A 20,171-nucleotide genomic window follows, 5' to 3' on the forward strand; every position below is an offset into this window, starting at 1 on the left:
GAGTTGTTAGAGTTTTGCGACAGCCTCGATCAGCGTAGGTGTATCTTATGCAATCGTTAAAGCACTTCCCAGTTATCTGATACCGGGTCCGTTGGGTTATCGATCGAGATAACGCTACCATTCAAGAGATCTTTCGGGTCTTTTAATCGGGCCACCGCCCGCTTTTCTGTCCTTTGACCAGAAGCTAATGCCGTCTATCCGACGACGGCATAGTGTTTCTCCAGAGAGCTGTAACCCAGCCCTGTCTCTTTCCTAACTTCAATACGTGTGGGAATCCTTTCTTTCAATGATTCAATATGCGAGATGACCCCTACCATCTTTCCTGAAGCGTTCAGGTTATCCAGGGCATCCAGCGCTATTTCCAGTGTCTCCTGGTCCAGCGTGCCGAAGCCCTCGTCCAGAAACAGGGAATCAATGCTGGTTTTGTGACTGACCAGATCGGACAAGGCCAGTGCCAGTGCCAGACTGACCAGAAAGCTCTCTCCTCCCGAGAGAGTTTTGATATCCCGGGCGGTATCCCCCTGCCAGGTATCAATGACTTCCATACTGAGGGCTTCGACCGCTTTTCTGTGTAGCTGGTAACGACCATGCAGCCTTTGTAACTGCTGGTTGGCCAGATAAATCAGATGATCGAGTGTCAGTCCCTGGGCAAATTTACGAAACTTGTCGCCTTTTGCCGAGCCGATCAGACTATTGAGATGTTCCCATACCGCAAACTGCTCTCTCTGTTTGCTGATTTCATCTACCCAGTCAGACAACTGCTGACGCTTTTTCTGGTCTTCGGTGAGCGCCTGTCGAATTTCACCCAGTCGTTGATTGTTGAGGCTCAGTTCTGCTGTCTGTTGTTTCAGGCAGGTCAGGATCTCTTCAGCGGCTTGTTCAGTCAGGGCCTCTTTCAATAGTTTTTCCAGAGAGGCTTCTGCCAGTTTGAAACGTTCGGTACTGCTGGCAATGGCACTGTCCAGAGTGCTTTTCAATGCTTCCAGTTCGCTACGTTGTTCAGGAGCAAGCAGAGCCTGCTGAAACTGTTCGCTGGAATCAAAGGGGCTGTCTTCCAGAGTGGTCTGCCAGTGTGCTTCTTTTTGCTCCAGTTCTGACTGGTGAGTTTTCTGGTCATTGAGATGTTGCCGGATAGAGCCGGACAGCTCGCTCTCAGCGCGCAGTGCTGTTTGCAACTGCGTTTCTGCGTTTTTAAGGTTTTGTTCGGCGGTGACTATGGCCTGCTCGATCCTGCTGCGTTCCTCGGTCACCTTCAGTTCTCCAAACAATGTGAACCGCACGTCTTTGCGATCAGCCTGCTCTCTGTCGATCTGATCCAGTTGCCGGTTTAATTGATCGGCCTGCTGTCGGGACTGAAGCAGATTCTGCTCAAGCATTTGCATCTCATGATTGAGCGTTTGCAATGCCTGCTGTTGTTCAAGACTCTGCTGATGGCATGTTTGCCAGCGATCTTTCAACGCTTTCTGGCTCATAAGCCAAGTGTCCTGCGTTTCCAGTGCCGGAAGCGCCGTTGTCATTGACTGATGAAGGGCTGCTTCCAGCTGGCCCAGTTCCTGTTCGTGTCGGGATAGCTGCTGCCTTAGTGTTTCGATCTGTTCTGACGCTTGACTCAGCTGTTGATGCAAAAGAGCCAGTTGCGACTGTTTCTGCTCAAGCTGCTGCTGTTCCCGGGTAGCCACCTTTTCGGCACTTTGCAGTTGCTGGTTGATTGCGTCCAACTGCTTGACCTGTTCATTTATGGCTATCAGCTGCTCTCTGGTGCTGTCCAGCCAGCTATGAACCGATTCAGAGTCAGAGATATTGAGTTGAATCTGCAGTGACTGACAAAGCTGCTGCCATTCTGTCTGCGTCGATGCCTGTCGGTCCTGTAATTCGAGAATGCGTTTTTCTGAAGTGTTGCACAGCGTTTTCAGTTCTGTTTCCAGCTGCTTTTTCCGGGTTCCCTGCTGTTCCAGTTCTGTCACAAGCCGCTTCTTTTCCTCCTGCCGATTTTGAGTGGAATCAACGTCTACCTGCTGATAACGCTGCACAGCAGGGTGTGCTGTTGAACCACAGAGTGGGCAGGGGTCGCCTTCTTTCAGGTGATGACGATGTTCACTGAGACTGGCAATTTTTTGCTCTTGAAGTAGCAGGGTTTCCAGATCTTTCAGATGCTGAGCTTCTTTTCTGTAAAGGTCCCTTTGTTGAGTCAATTCTGTCTGAACAGTGGTGAGTTGCCGTTTGTTTTCGTCCAATGTCGTTTTTTCTGCACGCAGGCTGACCTGGCTTTCCAGATGTTGCTTAAGCAGAGTTTTCAACTGCTGGCATAAGGGTACTTTCTCCATCAGGGCGTGTTGTTGTTGCCTGAGTAAAGGCTCTTCCTGACCCTGAAGCCAGTGTTGACGCTGAGCCTGCTTTTGCTCAAGCAGGTCACGAGACTGGGCTAATTGTTCCTGACTGACTTTTTGCTGTTCCAGCAACTGCTCATGCCGGGTGCTGTCCTGCTTATTCCGGGTATGGTGTTCTTGCAGCCTGTGTTTAAGCTGATTAATCTGCTCTATCAGAGACTTTCTCTGATCAAACTGCGAATGCCAGAGAGGCAGCTTCTCTGCCAGTTTCTCATGATGAGTATGTTGAGCCAGATATTCAGAAGCCTGTTTCAGAGAATGCTGAAGCTCTTGTCGACTCTGTTGCAGTGTTGAGTGCTTTTCTTGCTGGCTCTGAAGCGCTTTACCGAGTTCTTTCTGTGTTTCATACAGCTCGGCCTGACTGCGTTGGGCCTCGGCTATTTTAAGATCCAGAGGAATAATCTGATCTGCGATCAGTTGCTCGGTTTCCACTTTTTGTTGTTTGACCTGTCTGAGGTTTTCCTGCGCACTTTTGCTGGCCTGTTCTTTTTCTGTCAGGGTTTGCTTGAGTGTTTGCTCTTTCTCCAGTAATTCATCCACCTGTTTCTGACGCTGAGCTGCCGCTGCCTTCAGAGTCGATAACTGATCATAGACAGGCTTTATTTCCAGGGCAGGAATCGATTCGTCCAGCTTTTTCAGCGTTTCACGTTTGGCTTCCCGCTGTTCCAGATTTTGCTGGTGTAATTGCCGGGATGTTTGCTTTTCTTGCTCAAGCTCAGCTTTCTTTTCCAGCCAGGTATGTTGTCTGTTCAGTTCATCCGCCTGGCTCTGTATCTTGCTGTTGGATTCTGTCAGGTCGGTCTGTTCTTCAGCGAGCTTTTCCAGAACGCTGTCGTCCAGTAGCTCAACGCCTTCGGTTCTGGCCTGAAGCAGGTTGAGTGTTTCCTGTTCTGCCCGTGCACGCTCAAACACCCGGCGGGAAATTTCTCCGTAGACATCCGTGCCTGTCAGCTCTTCCAGAAGCTCGGCCCGGTCATTGGCGCTGGCCTGGAGAAAAGCGGCAAATCCCCCCTGGGCCAGCATCATGGACTTGGTGAAACGACCAAAGTCGAGGCCGGTAATGTCACTGACGATCTTTAGTTTGTCCTGGATGCGGCTGGTAATGATGGTGCCATCGAGTTTCGCCAACTCTACCTGTGGGCTTTGTAATTTACCGTCTGCCTTGCCTCTGGCCCGCCGCTGGGACCAGAAAGAACGATAACCCTGTCCCTGAACTTCAAACTCCACTTCCGCCAGGGATTCTGACGTATGACGTGTCATCAACTCGTTATCGCTGGTAGAAACCGTGCTCAGTCGGGGTGTCTGGTGATAAAGAGCCAGGCAGATGGCATCCAGTAGCGTGGTTTTTCCCGCACCCGTGGGACCGGTGATGGCAAAAAGACCGTTGTTGCGGAAGTTGTCTTCGGTGAAATCAATTTTCCACTCACCTCTGAGCGAGTTGATGTTCTTCAAACGTAAACTGAGGATTTTCAAGCCATTAACTCCTTCTCGTCCTCAAGTCTGGCGGTTTTGCTGTCACCATCCGGATCATCCAGAGTGGCAAGGATTTCATTAAACGCCCGGTTGAGACTGGCTGTGCGTTGTTCATCAAGATCTTCGTCGTTCAGTCGCCGGGCAAACACTTCAGCGACATCAAGTTCGTCGAGTGTTTCTTTGCATTCGCTATGTAAAGCCGCGCTGTTGATTTCACGCTTTCGACGGACTCTTAAGACTTCCAGATTTCTGCCCTCCAGCATGATCTGAATAGGCTTTTGCAGATCGGTGAGGTAGTCGTCAGTGCTGACTTCCAATTCCAGCCAGGTGGTGAGTGGAGAGTCGTCATCGATCTTGTCCAGCGCCTGCTGAATGGTCTTCAGGCTGCCTTTCAGGCTTTTCAGGGAACGAAAGATGGGCACTGCCAGTTCATTGATTTCTGGCGCAGTGCCAGGCTCAAGGTCAACCAGCACCACCTGTTTAGGGCAGGACGTTTCATCAAAGCTGAGCGGAATAGGGGAGCCTGAGTAACGGATATGTGCCTGATCTGAAACCTTCTGGGCGCGGTGCAGGTGCCCCAGGGCTATGTAGTCTGCCGGGGGGAAGGCACTGGCCGGAAAAGCCGACAGGGTGCCAATATAAATATCCCGCACCGACTCAGACATTTGTCCACCGACCGTGGTCAGGTGTCCTGTAGCCACAGTTGGCAGGTTTTTGTCAGAGGCCAGTTCAAATACTTTTTGGTAGTGCCTGGCAATTGCGTTCTGCAGAGCCTGTTGTTTATCGGTGTCACTGTCACCAGCCTGACTTTCCAGAACATCTCTGGGTCGGATAAACGGTATAGCGCAGACCACTGCGCCGGGTTCTCCCTGATGGTTCTTTAAAACCACTATCTGGTCTTCCGGGTTTTCCGTAACGCCACCCACCACATGGGTATTCAGGCAGGCCAACAAATCTCTGGACTCATTCAGGGTTGAGACCGAGTCATGGTTGCCACCGACAATAATCAGCTGCTGACAGCAAGTTTTCTGCAGGTCGACAATGAAACGGTTGTAGAGTGTTCGGGCATAGCTGGGCGGCGTTCCGGTATCAAAAATATCACCGGCAATGATGATGGCATCCACAGAATTCTCTTCAACGGTTGTCAGCAGCCAGCAAATAAATGCCTGATGTTCAGGCTCACGGCTCTTGCCTATAAAGTGCTGGCCAAGGTGCCAGTCAGACGTGTGGAGAATGCGCATGTATTGAAGACTAACCAGAAAGAGAGGTGGACTGTAAAGAATATACTTTTTGAGTCAGGACTGTCAGTTTTATTAAAGAGGCCGCTGGTGGGTTCGGAAAGTAAAGTATCCAGCTGCTCGAACTGTTTCAGAGAAATTCGTATCTTTTGCACGAAACATTGATCTGTGAGATAGGCCGTTATCTGTAGAAATGATAGTGTAACCGGTTACATCATGCCGAAAACAGAGTGACAAATGTCCATCGTCCGGCTAAACAGAATTCAGAAGGTCCACAACCGGAAGATTAAACTATGCGCTTAATTCCTCTATCCGCAAAATCCGACGTGGGCAAATGGGCCGCCAGGCACATTGTCAGACGGATCAACAAGTTCAAGCCAACGGCAGACAGACCCTTTGTTCTGGGGCTGCCCACAGGCAGTACGCCTCTGGCTACCTACAAGAACCTGATTGAGATGAACCATGCCGACGAGGTGAGCTTTGAGCATGTAGTGACTTTCAATATGGACGAATACGTGGGCATTCCCGCCGATCATCCGGAATCCTACCGTACCTTCATGTTTAAGAATTTCTTTGAACATATTGATATCCGACACGAAAACATCAATCTGCTCAATGGAAATCCGAAAGACCTGGAAGCCGAATGCCAGCGTTATGAAGACAAGATCAAATCCTGTGGCGGCATTGATCTGTTTATGGGTGGAGTTGGTCACGATGGCCATATTGCCTTTAACGAGCCAGGCTCTTCCCTGTCTTCACGTACCCGTATCAAGACCCTGACTGACAAGACCCGTCAGGCCAATTCCCGTTTCTTCGAAAACGATATCAATCAGGTACCCAATCTGGCTCTGACCATTGGTGTAGGCACACTGATGGATGCCCGTGAAGTCATGATTCTGGTCACTGGTGCGGATAAGGCTTATGCCCTCCATGCTGCGGTAGAAGGCTCTGTGAACCATTTGTGGACCATTTCTGCCATGCAGATGCACCCGAAAGCCATGATCGTCTGTGATGAAGATGCCACCATGGAACTGCGAGTCAAGACCCTGAAATACTTTGCCGAGCTGGAAGCTGAAAATATTCGCGGCCTCTGATTTTCGGGCGGGCTCTGTGCCAGTGCAGCGGATTGACAGACTCACTGGATCAGGGCAGAAATGCCGGTATTTGGAAAGTCATTCAGGACGGCCATTTCCAGAATTGATTCTCTTGATCTGTAATGGTGGGGTGGCTTAACAAAATATTTTTTACGGTAAAAAAAGCAGTTATAGAAATGAGTATCTATAATTGAGCGGTGGTCTAATCCGGAAATATCATAAAGTGTCTAGCTTCTCATTCTACCGCTTTGCAAGTGATACATTTTGTTGTTAGACGAAAGTGGGCTGGCAAGAAGTAGGCATGTGACGTTCGTTTATTTTTGTACAGTTCAATAAACGATGGCGCCAGTATCATTGATGCGAAATTGATTCTGGTGAAAGCGACTTAATGATATTTCAGGGTTATCACATCAGAAGAGGCTTTTTTTAATCATGAAAGTTTTACTGGTTGTACCCGTTAGTATATTTCTTTCCGGTTTTGCGTCTGCGGCAGATGTGGTTTTCAGAGATGAAACGGTAGGGCTCGGTTACGGTTTCAGTGCCAAAGCTGATGGCTTTGCGTACAGTGGACTGACACACTTCAGGAAGGTGAATGGCTTGTCGGTCAAACTGGATTTTGTCGAAAAGTCTGGTGTTTACATTCCCGTCAATACCAATATCGGTTTCCAGAATGTAAATGATGATGCTCATCCCACTGATGCCAGGTATCCTCAGGGTAGTGTCGGTTGGTCCTTAGACAGTTCCGATGTGTATAAACCTACTTACACTTTTAGTGTGTTTGCAGGAGGTAGATTTTATTATCCTGATGAACAGCCATACCAGGTTACACTGTCTGTAGATGGTAAAGAATACGGTCCTGTGAAAACAGACAGTCAAAGTAACTGGTCACCCACTTATTTTCATAACGTGCCCTTCGCGGAGAGTAGCAGACTGACTATAGTTCTGTCCCCGCTGCCTTTAATCCAGCTATCTGAAGGTGCAGTACCTGGAGGTGCAGTACCCGAAGGTTCAGTAGCTGAAGGTGCAGTACCTGAAGGTGCAGTACCTGAAGGTGCAGTACCTGAAGGTGCAGTACCTGAAGGTGCAGTACCTGAAGGTGCAGTACCTGAAGGTGCAGTACCTGAAGCTTCAGTACCCGAAGGCGCAGCACCCGAAGGTTCAGTACCCGAAGGCTCAGTAGCTGAAGGTTCATTACCTGAAGGTTCAGTACCCGAAGCCTCAATACCCGAAGCTTCACCTGAAGCCGTGGTTTCTGAAGCCTCAGCCTCTGAAGCCCCGGTGCCTGAAGCATCAACGCCTGATATCTCATTATCTGAAGCTCCAGTGCAAGGGAGGCAATATGATGAGCATTAAGTGTTGCGGGTCATAATTTTAGGCAGGGTCCCTGTTCTGTCGACATCTGTTTGTTTCTACCCGGATAGAAGAATGGCTTTCTATCCGGGGGGGCAGATCAGAACTGCTTAAGAATACCTTCGACGGTACTGTGGGCATCTCCGAAAAGCATACGAGAATTGTCTTTAAAGAACAGGGGATTCTGGACACCTGCATAGCCTGTAGCCATAGAGCGTTTGAATACGACGACCCTTTCTGCTTCCCAGACACGAAGTACAGGCATGCCTGCAATCGGACTGCCCGGATCTTCAGACGCCGCCGGGTTTACAGTGTCGTTGGCACCAATCACCAGGACAACATCCGTTTCGGTAAAGTCGTCGTTAATCTCATCCATCTCTTCAACGATATCGTAAGGCACTTTTGCCTCGGCCAGCAAAACGTTCATATGACCTGGCAGACGACCAGCCACCGGATGAATACCAAAGCGTACCTTAATATTCTGGGCCAGCAACTTATTGACCAGTTCTCTCAGGGGGTGCTGAGCCTGGGCGACAGCCATTCCGTATCCGGGAGTGATGATCACGCTGGAAGCGCTTTTGAGCATTTCAGCGACTTCTTCTACATTGACCTCGGTGTATTCACCCTGTTCCTCACCTTCCGCTACAGTACCAGCTTCGGTGCCAAAACCACCGAGAATTACCGATATAAAGGATCTGTTCATTGCTGAACACATCAGGTAGGAGAGAATTGCGCCTGAAGAGCCCACCATGGCACCTGTTATAATCAGCAGGTTGTTGCCCAGCATAAAACCAGTAGCAGCAGCGGCCAGGCCGGAGTACGCATTGAGCATGGAAACCACAACCGGCATGTCAGCACCACCGATGCCCATAACCAGAGTGATACCAAAAATAAAGGCCAGACCTGTCATGATGATCAAAGCCAGAATGCTGTCCTGCTGTATGTAGATAATCCCCATCACAATGGCCAGAACAATCAAAGCCAGGTTAGTCCAGTGGCCACCAGGCAGTGATACGGGACGGCTGTTGATGTTTCCATTCAGTTTCAGGCAGGCAACAACCGAACCACTGAAAGTGATTGCACCGATGATGATGCCAATGAATATTTCAATGCTGTGAATCAGTTGCTCGGTAGACGACACCAGCTCGGAAGCCGCCTTGACCAGTGATTCTGAAGATTCAATCGCACTTGAAAAGCCGATCAACACCGCTGCCAGCCCGCCAAAACCATTCAGGATGGCGACCAGCTGGGGCATTTCGGTCATTTCCACTTTCCTGGCCAGGAAGAGGCCTGTGGCTGTTCCGACAATCATCATAATGGTGACAAAGGTAAAGCCTTCGAGGTGTGCATAACCCAGTGTGGCCAGAACGGCGATGACCATACCGACCATGCCATAGAGACTGCCGCTCTTGGCAGACTCCTGACGGCTCAGGCCTGCCAGACTCATGACAAACAGCAGCGCTGCTATCAGGTAGGCGGACGATAATAATCCTTGTGACATTCCTGTTTACTCCCGCTGCGATTAATTATCTCTGATGAACATCTTGAGCATCCGCTGGGTCACAGCGAAACCACCGACAATATTAATCATGGCCACTAACAGGGCGATGCCCGACATAGCCAGAATAATATTGTTGTCACTCCCCATTTGCATCAGGGCACCGATCACAATAATGCCGCTGATGGCGTTGGTCACACTCATCAGAGGTGTGTGCAGGGCAGAAGTAACATTCCAGATGACGTAGTAGCCGATAATGGACGACAGAACGAATACAGTGAAGTGTTCCAGAAAGCTTGCCGGAGCTGAATGGGCAACCCATCCGAAGATGGCGGCACCTGCGGCGATCAGGGCAGGTTTCAGCCAGGGACTTGAAGGCTTCTCTTTCTTGACTTCATCAACCTTTGGCGTCGGTTTAGCTACCGGAGCTGCACTGACTTTAACAGGCGGTGGAGGCCAGGTAATGTTGCCCTCTTTCACGACAGTGAGACCACGGACTACTTCGTCCTCAAAGTCGATGACCAGGTTGCCGTCTTTCTCAGGTGTCATCAGTTTCAGCATATTCACCAGGTTGGTGCCGTATAACTGCGATGACTGGGTTGGCAGTCGGCTGGGCAGGTCGGTGTAGCCGATGACGGTAACACCATGCTTGACCACAACCTTGTCTTTTTCTGTGCATTCACAGTTGCCACCGGTCTGGGCAGCCAGATCGACGATAACACTGCCTGGTTTCATGGCTTTAACCATGTCTTCCAGAATCAGCTTGGGTGCCGGTCGACCGGGAATCAGGGCGGTGGTGATAATGATGTCGACCTCTTTGGCCTGTTCCATGAACAGGGCCATCTCGGCATCAATAAAGGCCTGGCTCATTTCCTTGGCATAGCCGTCGGAAGAGTCTTGCTCTTCCTCGTAATCCAGCTCAAGGAATTCAGCGCCCATGCTTTCTACCTGTTCCTTAACTTCAGGACGAGTGTCGAAAGCCCGAACAATAGCACCCATGCTGCCAGCCGCACCCAGGGCAGCGAGACCTGCAACACCGGCACCAATGACCATGACCTTGGCAGGTGGTATTTTGCCAGCAGCGGTAATCTGACCATTAAAAAAGCGGCCAAAGTGATGGGAAGCCTCAACAACAGCCCGGTAACCGCCAATATTAGCCATGGAGCTCAGTGCATCCAGTGACTGGGAGCGGGACAGACGGGGTACACTGTCCAAAGCCAGCACGTTGATGTTGCGCTGGCTGAGTTTGTTCATAAGCTCTTCATTCTGGCCGGGCCAGATAAAGCTGGCGAGGGTAGCGCCGTCTTTTAATAGAGCTATTTCGTCGTCTGTTGGTGCGTTCACTTTCAGAACGATATCGGAACCCCAGACTTCTGAGCGTTCTGCGATTTGAGCGCCAGCTTCTCTAAAAGCCGCATCATCAAAGCTGGCTTTGATACCAGCTCCACTCTCAACGATGACGTCATAACCGAGCTTTTGCAGCTTGCCTATTGTATCAGGCGTAGCGGCTACCCGGTTTTCGTTTTCCTGAATCTCTCCAGGGATCCCTATCCGCATATCGGTCACCTAGTGTAGCTATAAAAATGTTCTGGCAGACGTGGGCTGCCGATCAGTAGTTGTGCCTTCACCGTCGTTTTTCATCGTACCCGTACTGAGCACGACAATGGATCAAAGCTGTCTGTCTATACGGGAGTCGACGCTTGTCAGAACACTGTGTTTCTTCTGACCCTTCTTTCATAACCTGGGCCTCTGTGATCCGGCTCAATCCGGACTTCATCCATGAGAGGTACTCGGGCATGAGTACTGATCACGTATAGTATGTGATTTTAAGTTAAAAGGGTAATTAACTATATAGGTGGTATGTTTTGTGTGTGGAAATCTTTCGGGTTTTCGGTTTTTACGTGCAGTCATGTTCGAGTCTCTGTGGGTGTGTGGAGGTTGTTATGGATAATTTTGAAATGAGAATTTTTGATAATTTATTCGTAAATAGTGAATAAATTTTCTTGTTAAAAGGGGTGTCGTACGTAATAGTTTGGTAGGTTGTGTTAAGGTTTGATCCCAGTGTCCGGCGTCTACGGACACCGTCCGGGGTGAGCTGATCCTAAGTCTACTCAATGAATCAGGGCTTTGCTCAGTCAAAATAAATCAGGGCAGCGAGAAGCTGCCCTGAATGGTTGCGTGATATTTCACGCGGGGGAGGCGAACTATTTAGCCTGACTGTTCAGCTTAGCCGAACTGGTTCATGGTATTGTCTTCACCGGCCGCTTTCAGTGCAGCATCACCAGAGAAGTATTCTTTGTGATCATCACCCATGTCTGAGCCAGCCATATTTTGGTGTTTAACACAGGCAATACCCTGACGGATTTCTTTGCGCTGAACGTTTGCAACATATCCCAGCATGCCCTGATCACCAAAGTACTCTTTAGCCAGGTTGTCGGTGGACAGCGCGGCAGTGTGGTAAGTTGGCAGAGTGATCAGGTGGTGGAAGATGCCTGCTTCACGGGCAGCGTCTGCCTGGAAGGTACGGATCTTCTCATCAGCCGCCTGGGCCAGTTCTGTTGCGTCGTACTCTGCACTCATCAGTTGAGCACGGTCGTAAGCAGAAACGTCTTTACCTTCTTCGCTCCAGGCATCGAATACCTGCTGGCGGAAATTCAGAGTCCAGTTGAAGGACGGTGAATTGTTGTAAACCAGCTTAGCGTTCGGGCAGGTTTCACGAATCTTGTTAACCATCTCGGCGATCTGGCCAACGTGAGGTTTTTCGGTCTCAATCCACAGCAGGTCAGCGCCGTTCTGCAGAGAAGTGATGCAGTCCAGAACGACACGGTCAACACCGGTACCCTGACGGAATTGGAACAGGTTGCTGGGCAGACGCTTGGGACGAACCAGCTTGCCGTTACGGTTAATGATCACATCACCGTTTTTCATGTTTTCTGGAGTGACTTCTTCAACATCCAGGAAGCTATTGTACTGGTCACCCAGATCACCAGGCTGGTTAGTTACTGCCAGCTGCTTGGTCAGGCCAGCACCCAGGGAGTCGGTACGGGCAACGATCACCCCGTCGTCTACACCCAGTTCCAGGAACGCGTAGCGAACAGCGCGAATCTTGGCCAGGAAATCTTCGTGAGGAACGGTTACCTTGCCGTCCTGGTGACCACACTGCTTCTCGTCGGAAACCTGGTTTTCGATCTGGATACAGCAGGCGCCGGCTTCAATCATTTTCTTAGCCAGCAGGTAAGTGGCTTCTTCGTTACCGAAACCCGCGTCGATGTCGGCAATGATGGGCACAACGTGTGTCTGGTGATTATCGATCTGGCTCTGGAGATCTGCTTCTTTAGCGGTATCGCCAGCCTTGCGAGCAGAGTCGAGTTCGCGGAACAGACCGCCCAGTTCACGGGCATCAGCCTGGCGCAGGAAGGTGTAGAGTTCTTCAATCAGGCCAGCTACTGACGTTTTCTCGTGCATGGACTGGTCTGGCAGAGGACCAAACTCGGAGCGCAGTGCAGCAACCATCCAGCCAGACAGGTAAAGGTAGCGACGGTCAGTGTTGTTGAAATGTTTCTTGATAGAAATCATCTTCTGCTGACCAATGAATCCATGCCAGCAGCCCAGGGACTGGGTGTACTTTGCAGTGTCTGCGTCGTAAGCCGCCATGTCTTCGCGCATGATTTTGGCGGTATAGCGGGCAATATCCAGACCGGTTTTGAAACGGTTCTGCGCTTTCATGCGAGCAGCGTATTCGGGATTGATCGCTTCCCAGGAAGAGCCCTGAGTAGCTTTCAGTGAAGCAATTGCGTCAATATCATTCAGGTAGTTTGACATAATCAGTCCTTCCGTTTTCACGACGTTATCAGCGTGTTTTGATGATCGGCGTTTTTAGTCAGAGACATGCCGATCCGGTGACTGCATTCTGTGATTTGTGAACATTTGTGACAATCCTGTTGTTTTTATCTTTGCTATTTATTTTGTGAATAGTGGTGTTTTTTTATACGGCATCAGAGAAGTGTTGACACTGAATAGCATTATTTTTCTGTTTAATTATTACAATAAAAACAGGCGCTTATGTTTTTTTCTTTGGAAAGATGGTGAAATACACGACCATAGTGTTATATGTGTCAGGTGTTTGATTATCTTGCAGGGATTTCTTGATGAAATTCCTTTTTCTGCTTTCGTTTGTGATTTTTTGATAATTGATATTTCAGGGGGGGGGTACTCCTTGAGCAGATATCAAAAAGTCACTCAATACCTGCTGTATAGAGCGATGCGGCAAAAGTCTCCTATGGCTGGTGCTTTTATGCACTAATCACAGCCTCGCGAAAGGCTGCGCGAGGAATCGGGGAGTCAAAGCTGCAAGCCGATGGCAGAAATCCCATAAAAGGCTGAGTCCCGAGGGCAATCCTGACACCTTCCTGCATGGTTTAGCTCGGATGTCTGGAGCTTTTTACTGATTTGATAGTCAAATCTAAGAGTAAATGAAGATTTAGTTATCATTCTGCAAATTCGCTGTCATGAGAAGTTGCTTTTGAGCTGAATGTTTGTTGATTTATGAAACCTGTATAGGACCCTGACTCGCTTTCTGCAAGCTACTTTTCGTAAATCAACTTGAGATCAGCAGTTATTGAGACACACCGTACCCTCACAGTAGGAAATTTACACGACTGTGAGGGTATGGATCAGGATAGGCAAAGTTGCCAAATTATTACGATTTGTCGAAATTATTATAAGTTGTCAAAACTTTTGTGGTTCTCCAAGAAAAAGGATCACCTCATAGTGACGAATTCTTCCGCAGAGGTCGGATGGATAGCCACTGTATTATCAAAGTCTGCTTTGGTTGCACCCATTTTCAGTGCCACTGCAAAACCCTGCAGCATTTCATCGGAGCCATGACCGATGGTGTGAATGCCAACAATTTTCTCTTCTTTACCCAGGGTAACCAGCTTCATGCGGCTTGGCTGACGGTGACTGGTCAGCGCACTGTACATGGCGGTAAAGCCACTGGTGTAAACCTTAACGTTTTCCTCACCATGACGTTCAATGGCTTCGCTTTCGCTCAGACCCACGGTGCCAATCGTAGGGTGACTGAAGACGACAGTCGCAATATTGTCGTAGTTCAGGTGTTCTTCCGGTTTGTTGTTGAAGAGCCTTTCTGACAGACGACGTCCGGCTGCCACTGCAACCGGTGTCAGTTCGATCTTGCCAATGTTGTCACCGACTGCATAAATACCAGGCACATTGGTGTTCTGGAACTTGTCGACAGGAATGTAGCCACGCTCATCGGTTTCGACACCCGCTGCTTCCAGATTGATGGAGTGGGTGTGTGGCTTACGACCTGCAGCCCAGATAACCGTATCAACTGTCAGGCTGTTGCCATTTTCAAGATGGATGGTCAGGCTGCCATCACTTTCTTTGGTGATCTCTTTGGGTACAGAATGTGTGTGCAGGGTCGGGCCTTCCGCTTCCATGATCTCAACCAGAGTATCGGACAGCATGTCGTCGAAGTTGCGCAAGGGTTTGTGCTTGCGAACCAGCAGGTGGGTTTCACTGCCCAGGGCATGGAGGACCCCCGCCAGTTCGACGGCAATGTACCCGGCCCCCAGCACTGCAACACGCTCAGGACGTTCTGTCAGTTCAAAGAAGCCGTCAGAGTCAATGCCGTATTCAGCGCCTGGAATGGATGGGACAGCAGGCTCACCACCGGTGGCGATGGTAATGTGATCAGCCGTGTATTGAACACCGTTCACTTCAACGGTTTTGGCATCCACAAAACGACCGTAACCTTTTATGACGGTTACTTTGTTGTTACCCAGTACCCGGTCATAGGACTGGTGAATACGACTGATGTAGGCCTCACGGCTTTCAACCAGCTTGCTCCAGCTGAAGTTTTTCAGGATTTCTTCACGCTTCAGATCAAAACCGTAATCCGGACCATAGTGGATGGCATCGGAAATCTGTCCTGCAAACCACATTGCTTTTTTGGGAACACAGCCAACGTTTACACAGGTGCCGCCGAGGTATTTGGCTTCAATAAGACCAACTTTTTTGCCGTACATGGCAGCCCGATTAGCAGTACCTATGCCGCCGCTACCACCACCAATGACCAGGTAGTCAAAATGAGTATCTGTAGTCATGATTATTTCCGATAAATTCCAAGTGCGATTATAAAGACACTATATGGGCAATCTCTCGAATTTAAATCTCTCAGGGTCAAAATCCCCGTTGCCCGGGGTATTCTCAGTTTATGAAATTCTGTAAGCGTTACGTCAATATCTCACTGTTACGGGACTACTTCCCACAGGTAACACATTCAGGCTGGATAAAAATACCTATTGGGGTGGGGTCTTGCGTCGGATTGTACGTACGCCAAGGGGTGTGGCCAGTTTCCAAAAAATTGGCACGTCGATTGTATACATAGGGTCGAAAGCAAGAAAAACTGCCGAAAATAAAAACAATAATGAGGCAGATGAATCGACTGATAAAAACAATAATAAAAGTCGATGACCGTACAAGCGGATTGGTTTATAGGGTGTTTTTTTGTGGTGTAGCAACCAACAGGGAAACCGGAGCTGAGAAGAATTGCAGAAGCAACGCGAGCATCCGGACATACATGGAAGGATAATAAAGCCATTATCCACACAGCCTGTAAACCAATCCGCTTATTTTTATGTTCAATTACCTTCCGTTAAAACTCTCTATTCCTTCATCTCCTTGTTTCTGACTGACGACTGTTAACGCTCGTTTGACGCTCTGAATTTATGTTGCCGAACAGTGGTTCTGATGAGTCAGGCTTACAGGAGGCTGAATTGCTGAACTGTGCAGCAGGGATGGGTAAGTTTGAGGAGGTGGGAGGAGCGTAGCCTTGGGGCTACGCTCTGTTGTGGTCAGTGATCAATCAGGCAGTCCGGACCTGCTGCTCACCGATGTGGTGGAAGTCGATGTTCTCATCGCTTTCACCGGCTTCAAGATCGTTATAAACCTTCAGATCCATCTCGCCTTCGCTCTTGGCAACGATACAGGTTACAACACTGTCGCCTGTTATATTGACAGCGGTACGTACCATATCCAGCAGGCGATCTACACCCATGATCAGGGCAATACCTTCCAGAGGCAGGCCTACCTGCTGTAGAACCATCGCCAACATAACCAGACCCACTCCGGGTACACCCGCAGTACCGACAGAAGCCAGAGTGGCTGTGACGATCACCATAAGATAGTCACCCATGCTCAGATCTACACCAAAGGCCTGGGCGATAAAGACCGTCGCAGCACCCTGCATGATGGCGGTACCGTCCATGTTGATGGTACTGCCCAGGGGGATGGTGAAAGAGGCCACCTTATTGCTAACACCCATACGACGAGTTACGCCTTCCATAGTGACCGGGATAGTGGCGTTACTGGAGGCTGTGGTAAAGGCAAACATGAAGGCATCCTGCATTTTCTTCAGGAAGATGCGCGGACTCAGACCCGTAGTGATTTTTAACAGACCGCAGTATGTGATGAACAGCTGCAGAGCCAGAGCCCCCAGAACGACCAGGAAATACTGAATCAGGTTACCGATAGCACCCAGGTCAATTGAGTAGAACAGCTTGGCCAGCAGCCCCATCACACCGTAAGGTGCCAGGTTCATGATCAAAGTAGTCAGCTTCATCATGACTTCGTTCAGAGCCACAAAAATCTTGACGATAGGCTCAGCAGGTTTACCCGCAGCAGCAATGGCAATACCGAACAGCAAGGCAAATACGATGATTTGCAGTGTGTTACCGGAGGCCATGGCTTCGATAGGGTTAGCCGGGAACATGCCGATGATGACTTCAGACAGCGAAGGTGCGGTGGAGGCGGCATAAGAAGAAGCACTTTCCAGGTTGGCACCTTCACCCGGGCTGACAAGCAGAGCCAGACCCATAGCCAGACTGATGGCAAGACAGGTCGTAAGCAGGTAAAAAGCGACTGTTTTTCCGCCCAGACGACCCAGTACTGTTACGTCTTTGAGGGAGCAGGTACCGCATACGATGGAGGTGAATACCAGAGGTACTACTATCATTTTCAGAGCGGTCAGAAATATTTGACCTATGACGTTGAATACGCCATTTACCAGGTAATGCTCAATAAAAGTATTACCTGTAAACTGACGCATTATCAGGCCAATAGCCAGGCCTGCCAACATGCCGATCAGCACTTTGGTTGTGAGTGAAAGTCGAATCCACTGCTTCATATTTATTTCCTATGTTACCAAACACGTATCTCTCACTGTTCGCTTGTCTTTGTGTTGCGAGAGAGAATTATGCCGGAGGCATGTCAGATCAGACTTTCTTGGAGGTCTTATTGCTGAGTAACCCAAGCGATTTCTTTGAACGCTTATGGAATTAAACTGACCCGCCGGTTTTTTCGGCAGGGTTGTACCGATCAAAAAATTGAACCGGAGTCCCCGATTTCTCTTACAGCTTAAGTTTGTTTGGTACGAAGCAGGTTTGATATAGATCAATAAAGGGATAAATAGTGATAATAACCCGCTATTTATGACACTATTTCTCGATTTATATTGAATATCTGGTGGATATAACTACTTCTTGGCGGCTTTTTTTAAAATGTTATTCAGTCTGGTCTGATTGGGCCTTGAAATGAGCGTCCAAGCTTTCAGGAGTTTATGATAGCGATAAAAAAGGCAGAGTAATGGGATAAAGAGAGACCAATTGCACGTCTTACGACGTGCAATTGGAGAGTGATGCTATTATCAGAAGGGCAATCTGGCAGAAGTGCAAGCTAGCAGAAGGACATGCGAATGCGGCGATACTCGGGGCTCCAGCGTTTTGTTCTGATCTTTTGTTCCAGATCAGTCAACTCAGTGATCGGGGCCAGACCGTCCTTCTGGGCCTGAAGAGCAACAGCGAGAGCAATATCGTTGGTGACATGCTGGATGCGATCCAACAAAGGCAGAAGAGGTGCTTCTCTGCTCACCAGAGCAGGAGAAGCGAGTGCCAGTGTTTCTACAGCAACGTCGAGCATCTTGTCAGTAATGCGACAGGCGCCGGAAGCCAGCACACCCAGACCCAGACCGGGGAAAATATAGATATTGTTGCACTGGGCAATCGGGTAAGCGCTGTCATTGAGCTGAACCGGCTCAAACGGGCTGCCAGTAGCAATCAGAGCCTTGCCGTTAGTCCATTTGATAATGTTTTCGGGCAGAGCTTCCACCTGACTGATCGGGTTCGAGAGTGGGAAAATAATGGGCTGCTCGTGGTTGATCGACATGTTCTCAATAATTTCCTGAGTGAACAGGCCGGGTTGACCGGAAACACCAATGATGGCGTCTGGCTTGGCAATGCGAACGACATCCGCCAGCGACACTGTGCCCTCGGCTGACCAGCCTTGAATATCAGCAAAACGCTGAGTCAGCTTCTGCTGGAATGGACGGAGGCCTTTCATCTGGTCGTGCACCAGGCCGTCACGATCAACCATGTAGATGCGCTTGCGAGCTTCCCCGTCAGACAGTCCGCGACCCACCATCAGACGGATAATTTGTTCAGCGATCCCACAGCCTGCAGAGCCTCCACCCAGGAAAGCAACGCTCAGATCTTCAATGGATTTGCCAGCAGCCTTGGCTGCAGCCATCAGGGTAGCAGCAGTAACAGCGGCCGTGCCCTGAATATCATCGTTAAAGGTGCAGAGCTGATCACGGTACTTTTCCAGCAGAGGCGTAGCGTGGTTGATCGCGAAGTCTTCAAATTGCAGCAGGGCGTTTGGCCAGCGACGTTTAAGTGTCTGGATAAACTTATCGACAAATTCGAAATAATCGTCCTCACCGATGCGCTCATGTCGCCATCCCAGGTAATTGGGATCTTTCAGCAGTTTTTTGTTGTTAGTGCCACAATCCAGAGTAATGGGCATTGTCAGGTTGGGCGTAATGCCACCCACGGCAGAGTAAAGAGATAGTTTACCGATGCAGATACCCATACCACCAATACCCTGGTCGCCCAGACCCAGGATACGCTCACCATCAGTCACTACGATGACTTCAATGTTGCGCTTGAAGTTTGCCAGCATGGCATCAATCTGAGCGCGCTCAGGGAAAGAGATGTAGAGGCCGCGAGGACGACGATAAAGATCGCTGTATCGCTGACAGGCCTGACCTACCACAGGGGTGTAGATGATAGGCAACATTTCCTGAAGATGACGCTGAACCAGAGCGTAGAAAAGCGTTTCGTTGGTATCTTGCAGTGAGCGCAGGTAAATATGTTTGAGAATAGGAGTGGGCTTGATCGCAAAAGATTTATAGGCGCGGCGACACTGCTCTTCCAATGTTTCTACACGGGGTGGCAACAGACCATGGAGGTCCAGTTCGCTGCGTTCTTCAAAAGTAAAGGCAGTGCCCTTGTTCAGCAAAGGATTTTCAAGAAGCATACGACCTGAAAGGCCAGTATGAATGCTGTTGGAATCTAGGTCGGTCATTATTCAGTTCCAGTGGTGGTTCTGGAGAGTGCATCAGATGTTAAACCCACAATGAAATTAGCTGCACTTCGTGCAATGTGTGGGCTATGACGGACAAACCCCTGGATTCTGGACTTTATACCAGCTTGCAAGGGTGTCTATCACTGTCAATAACGGCCGCTTAGGATAAATCCTGATCTAAATCTTAAATAGACAGGAAAAGCCGAAGCACCCATGCGTGTTTGTTACAGGATTCGCCTCTGTCGATGGCACTAATTGTATTAATCCGGCATGAGCTGATATTTTTAGCCCATGGCGGCTTGAACTCAATCTACTTTTTACAACGTAACTCCTATATGACTGAACTCCATCAGCCCTGTTGTACTGAATTACCAGAAATGTCTTCAGAGCATTTGGCCAGGCTGGCCTCACTTTTCAGGCTGCTGGGGGATGAAGGGCGCCTCAAACTGGTTATGGCCTGTATTGATGAACCACAACCGGTCTGTTGCCTGTCAGAAATATCAGGTATGTCTCAACCACTGACCAGCCATCACCTCAAAGGGCTCAGAGAAGCCAGAATTCTCAAATCTTCCCGCCGTGGTAAACAGGTATTCTATGAGCTTGATGACCATCATATACGGCATGTTGTGTTGGATCTTGCCAATCATGTTATGGAGCCCTCCGACTGAGAGTCTGGAGTTTTACTGCA

Annotated in this window: 11 protein-coding genes; 3 read left to right on the plus strand and 8 right to left on the minus strand. The window is 49.3% G+C overall.

Annotation, left to right across the window (positions count from 1 at the left end):
- Window positions 1-194: 194 nt before the first annotated feature.
- Both ACO6V5_RS20765 and sbcD read right to left on the minus strand, forming a co-directional pair.
- Window positions 195-3,860: an AAA family ATPase gene (locus ACO6V5_RS20765; RefSeq protein ID WP_422441999.1), complete on the minus strand. Its 3,666-nt coding sequence runs from the start codon at window positions 3,858-3,860 to the stop codon at window positions 195-197.
- Window positions 3,857-5,101 (minus strand): exonuclease subunit SbcD, encoded by a 1,245-nt coding sequence (sbcD, locus tag ACO6V5_RS20770; RefSeq protein WP_422412147.1) that lies wholly within the window; start codon window positions 5,099-5,101, stop codon window positions 3,857-3,859. The genes ACO6V5_RS20765 and sbcD overlap by 4 nt, the downstream gene beginning before the upstream one ends.
- A 290-nt stretch (window positions 5,102-5,391) precedes the next feature.
- Between sbcD and nagB the strand changes: the two genes are divergently transcribed.
- Complete coding sequence (gene nagB, locus ACO6V5_RS20775) at window positions 5,392-6,192, plus strand: glucosamine-6-phosphate deaminase (protein WP_422135875.1); 801 nt, start codon at window positions 5,392-5,394, stop codon at window positions 6,190-6,192.
- A gap of 432 nt (window positions 6,193-6,624) precedes the next feature.
- The gene (locus ACO6V5_RS20780) at window positions 6,625-7,545 is read left to right on the plus strand and encodes a hypothetical protein (protein WP_422412148.1); all 921 of its coding nucleotides are present in this window, start codon (window positions 6,625-6,627) and stop codon (window positions 7,543-7,545) included.
- 97 nt (window positions 7,546-7,642) lie between these two features.
- On the opposite strand, the gene pntB is transcribed toward ACO6V5_RS20780, so the two are convergent.
- The 6 genes from pntB to ACO6V5_RS20810 form a co-directional block, all read right to left on the minus strand.
- Window positions 7,643-9,043: a Re/Si-specific NAD(P)(+) transhydrogenase subunit beta gene (gene pntB / locus ACO6V5_RS20785; protein WP_422135873.1), complete on the minus strand. Its 1,401-nt coding sequence runs from the start codon at window positions 9,041-9,043 to the stop codon at window positions 7,643-7,645.
- A gap of 21 nt (window positions 9,044-9,064) precedes the next feature.
- Window positions 9,065-10,597, minus strand: a complete 1,533-nt coding sequence (locus ACO6V5_RS20790) for a Re/Si-specific NAD(P)(+) transhydrogenase subunit alpha (protein ID WP_422135872.1) — start codon at window positions 10,595-10,597, stop codon at window positions 9,065-9,067.
- A 669-nt stretch (window positions 10,598-11,266) separates the two neighbouring features.
- Window positions 11,267-12,862: an isocitrate lyase gene (locus ACO6V5_RS20795; RefSeq protein WP_422135871.1), complete on the minus strand. Its 1,596-nt coding sequence runs from the start codon at window positions 12,860-12,862 to the stop codon at window positions 11,267-11,269.
- Between the two features lie 938 nt (window positions 12,863-13,800).
- The gene (gene gorA / locus ACO6V5_RS20800; RefSeq protein ID WP_422139260.1) at window positions 13,801-15,168 is read right to left on the minus strand and encodes a glutathione-disulfide reductase; all 1,368 of its coding nucleotides are present in this window, start codon (window positions 15,166-15,168) and stop codon (window positions 13,801-13,803) included.
- A 761-nt stretch (window positions 15,169-15,929) separates the two neighbouring features.
- The gene (locus tag ACO6V5_RS20805) at window positions 15,930-17,249 is read right to left on the minus strand and encodes a dicarboxylate/amino acid:cation symporter (protein ID WP_422412152.1); all 1,320 of its coding nucleotides are present in this window, start codon (window positions 17,247-17,249) and stop codon (window positions 15,930-15,932) included.
- 548 nt (window positions 17,250-17,797) lie between these two features.
- On the minus strand, window positions 17,798-19,483 hold the full coding sequence (locus ACO6V5_RS20810; RefSeq protein WP_422412154.1) for an NAD-dependent malic enzyme: 1,686 nt from the start codon (window positions 19,481-19,483) through the stop codon (window positions 17,798-17,800).
- 245 nt (window positions 19,484-19,728) lie between these two features.
- Between ACO6V5_RS20810 and ACO6V5_RS20815 the strand changes: the two genes are divergently transcribed.
- Window positions 19,729-20,151 (plus strand): ArsR/SmtB family transcription factor, encoded by a 423-nt coding sequence (locus ACO6V5_RS20815; protein ID WP_422135861.1) that lies wholly within the window; start codon window positions 19,729-19,731, stop codon window positions 20,149-20,151.
- Window positions 20,152-20,171: the final 20 nt, after the last annotated feature.

The organism is Endozoicomonas sp. ALD068, from assembly GCF_049310145.1.
In the GTDB taxonomy this organism is placed as follows: domain Bacteria; phylum Pseudomonadota; class Gammaproteobacteria; order Pseudomonadales; family Endozoicomonadaceae; genus Endozoicomonas_A.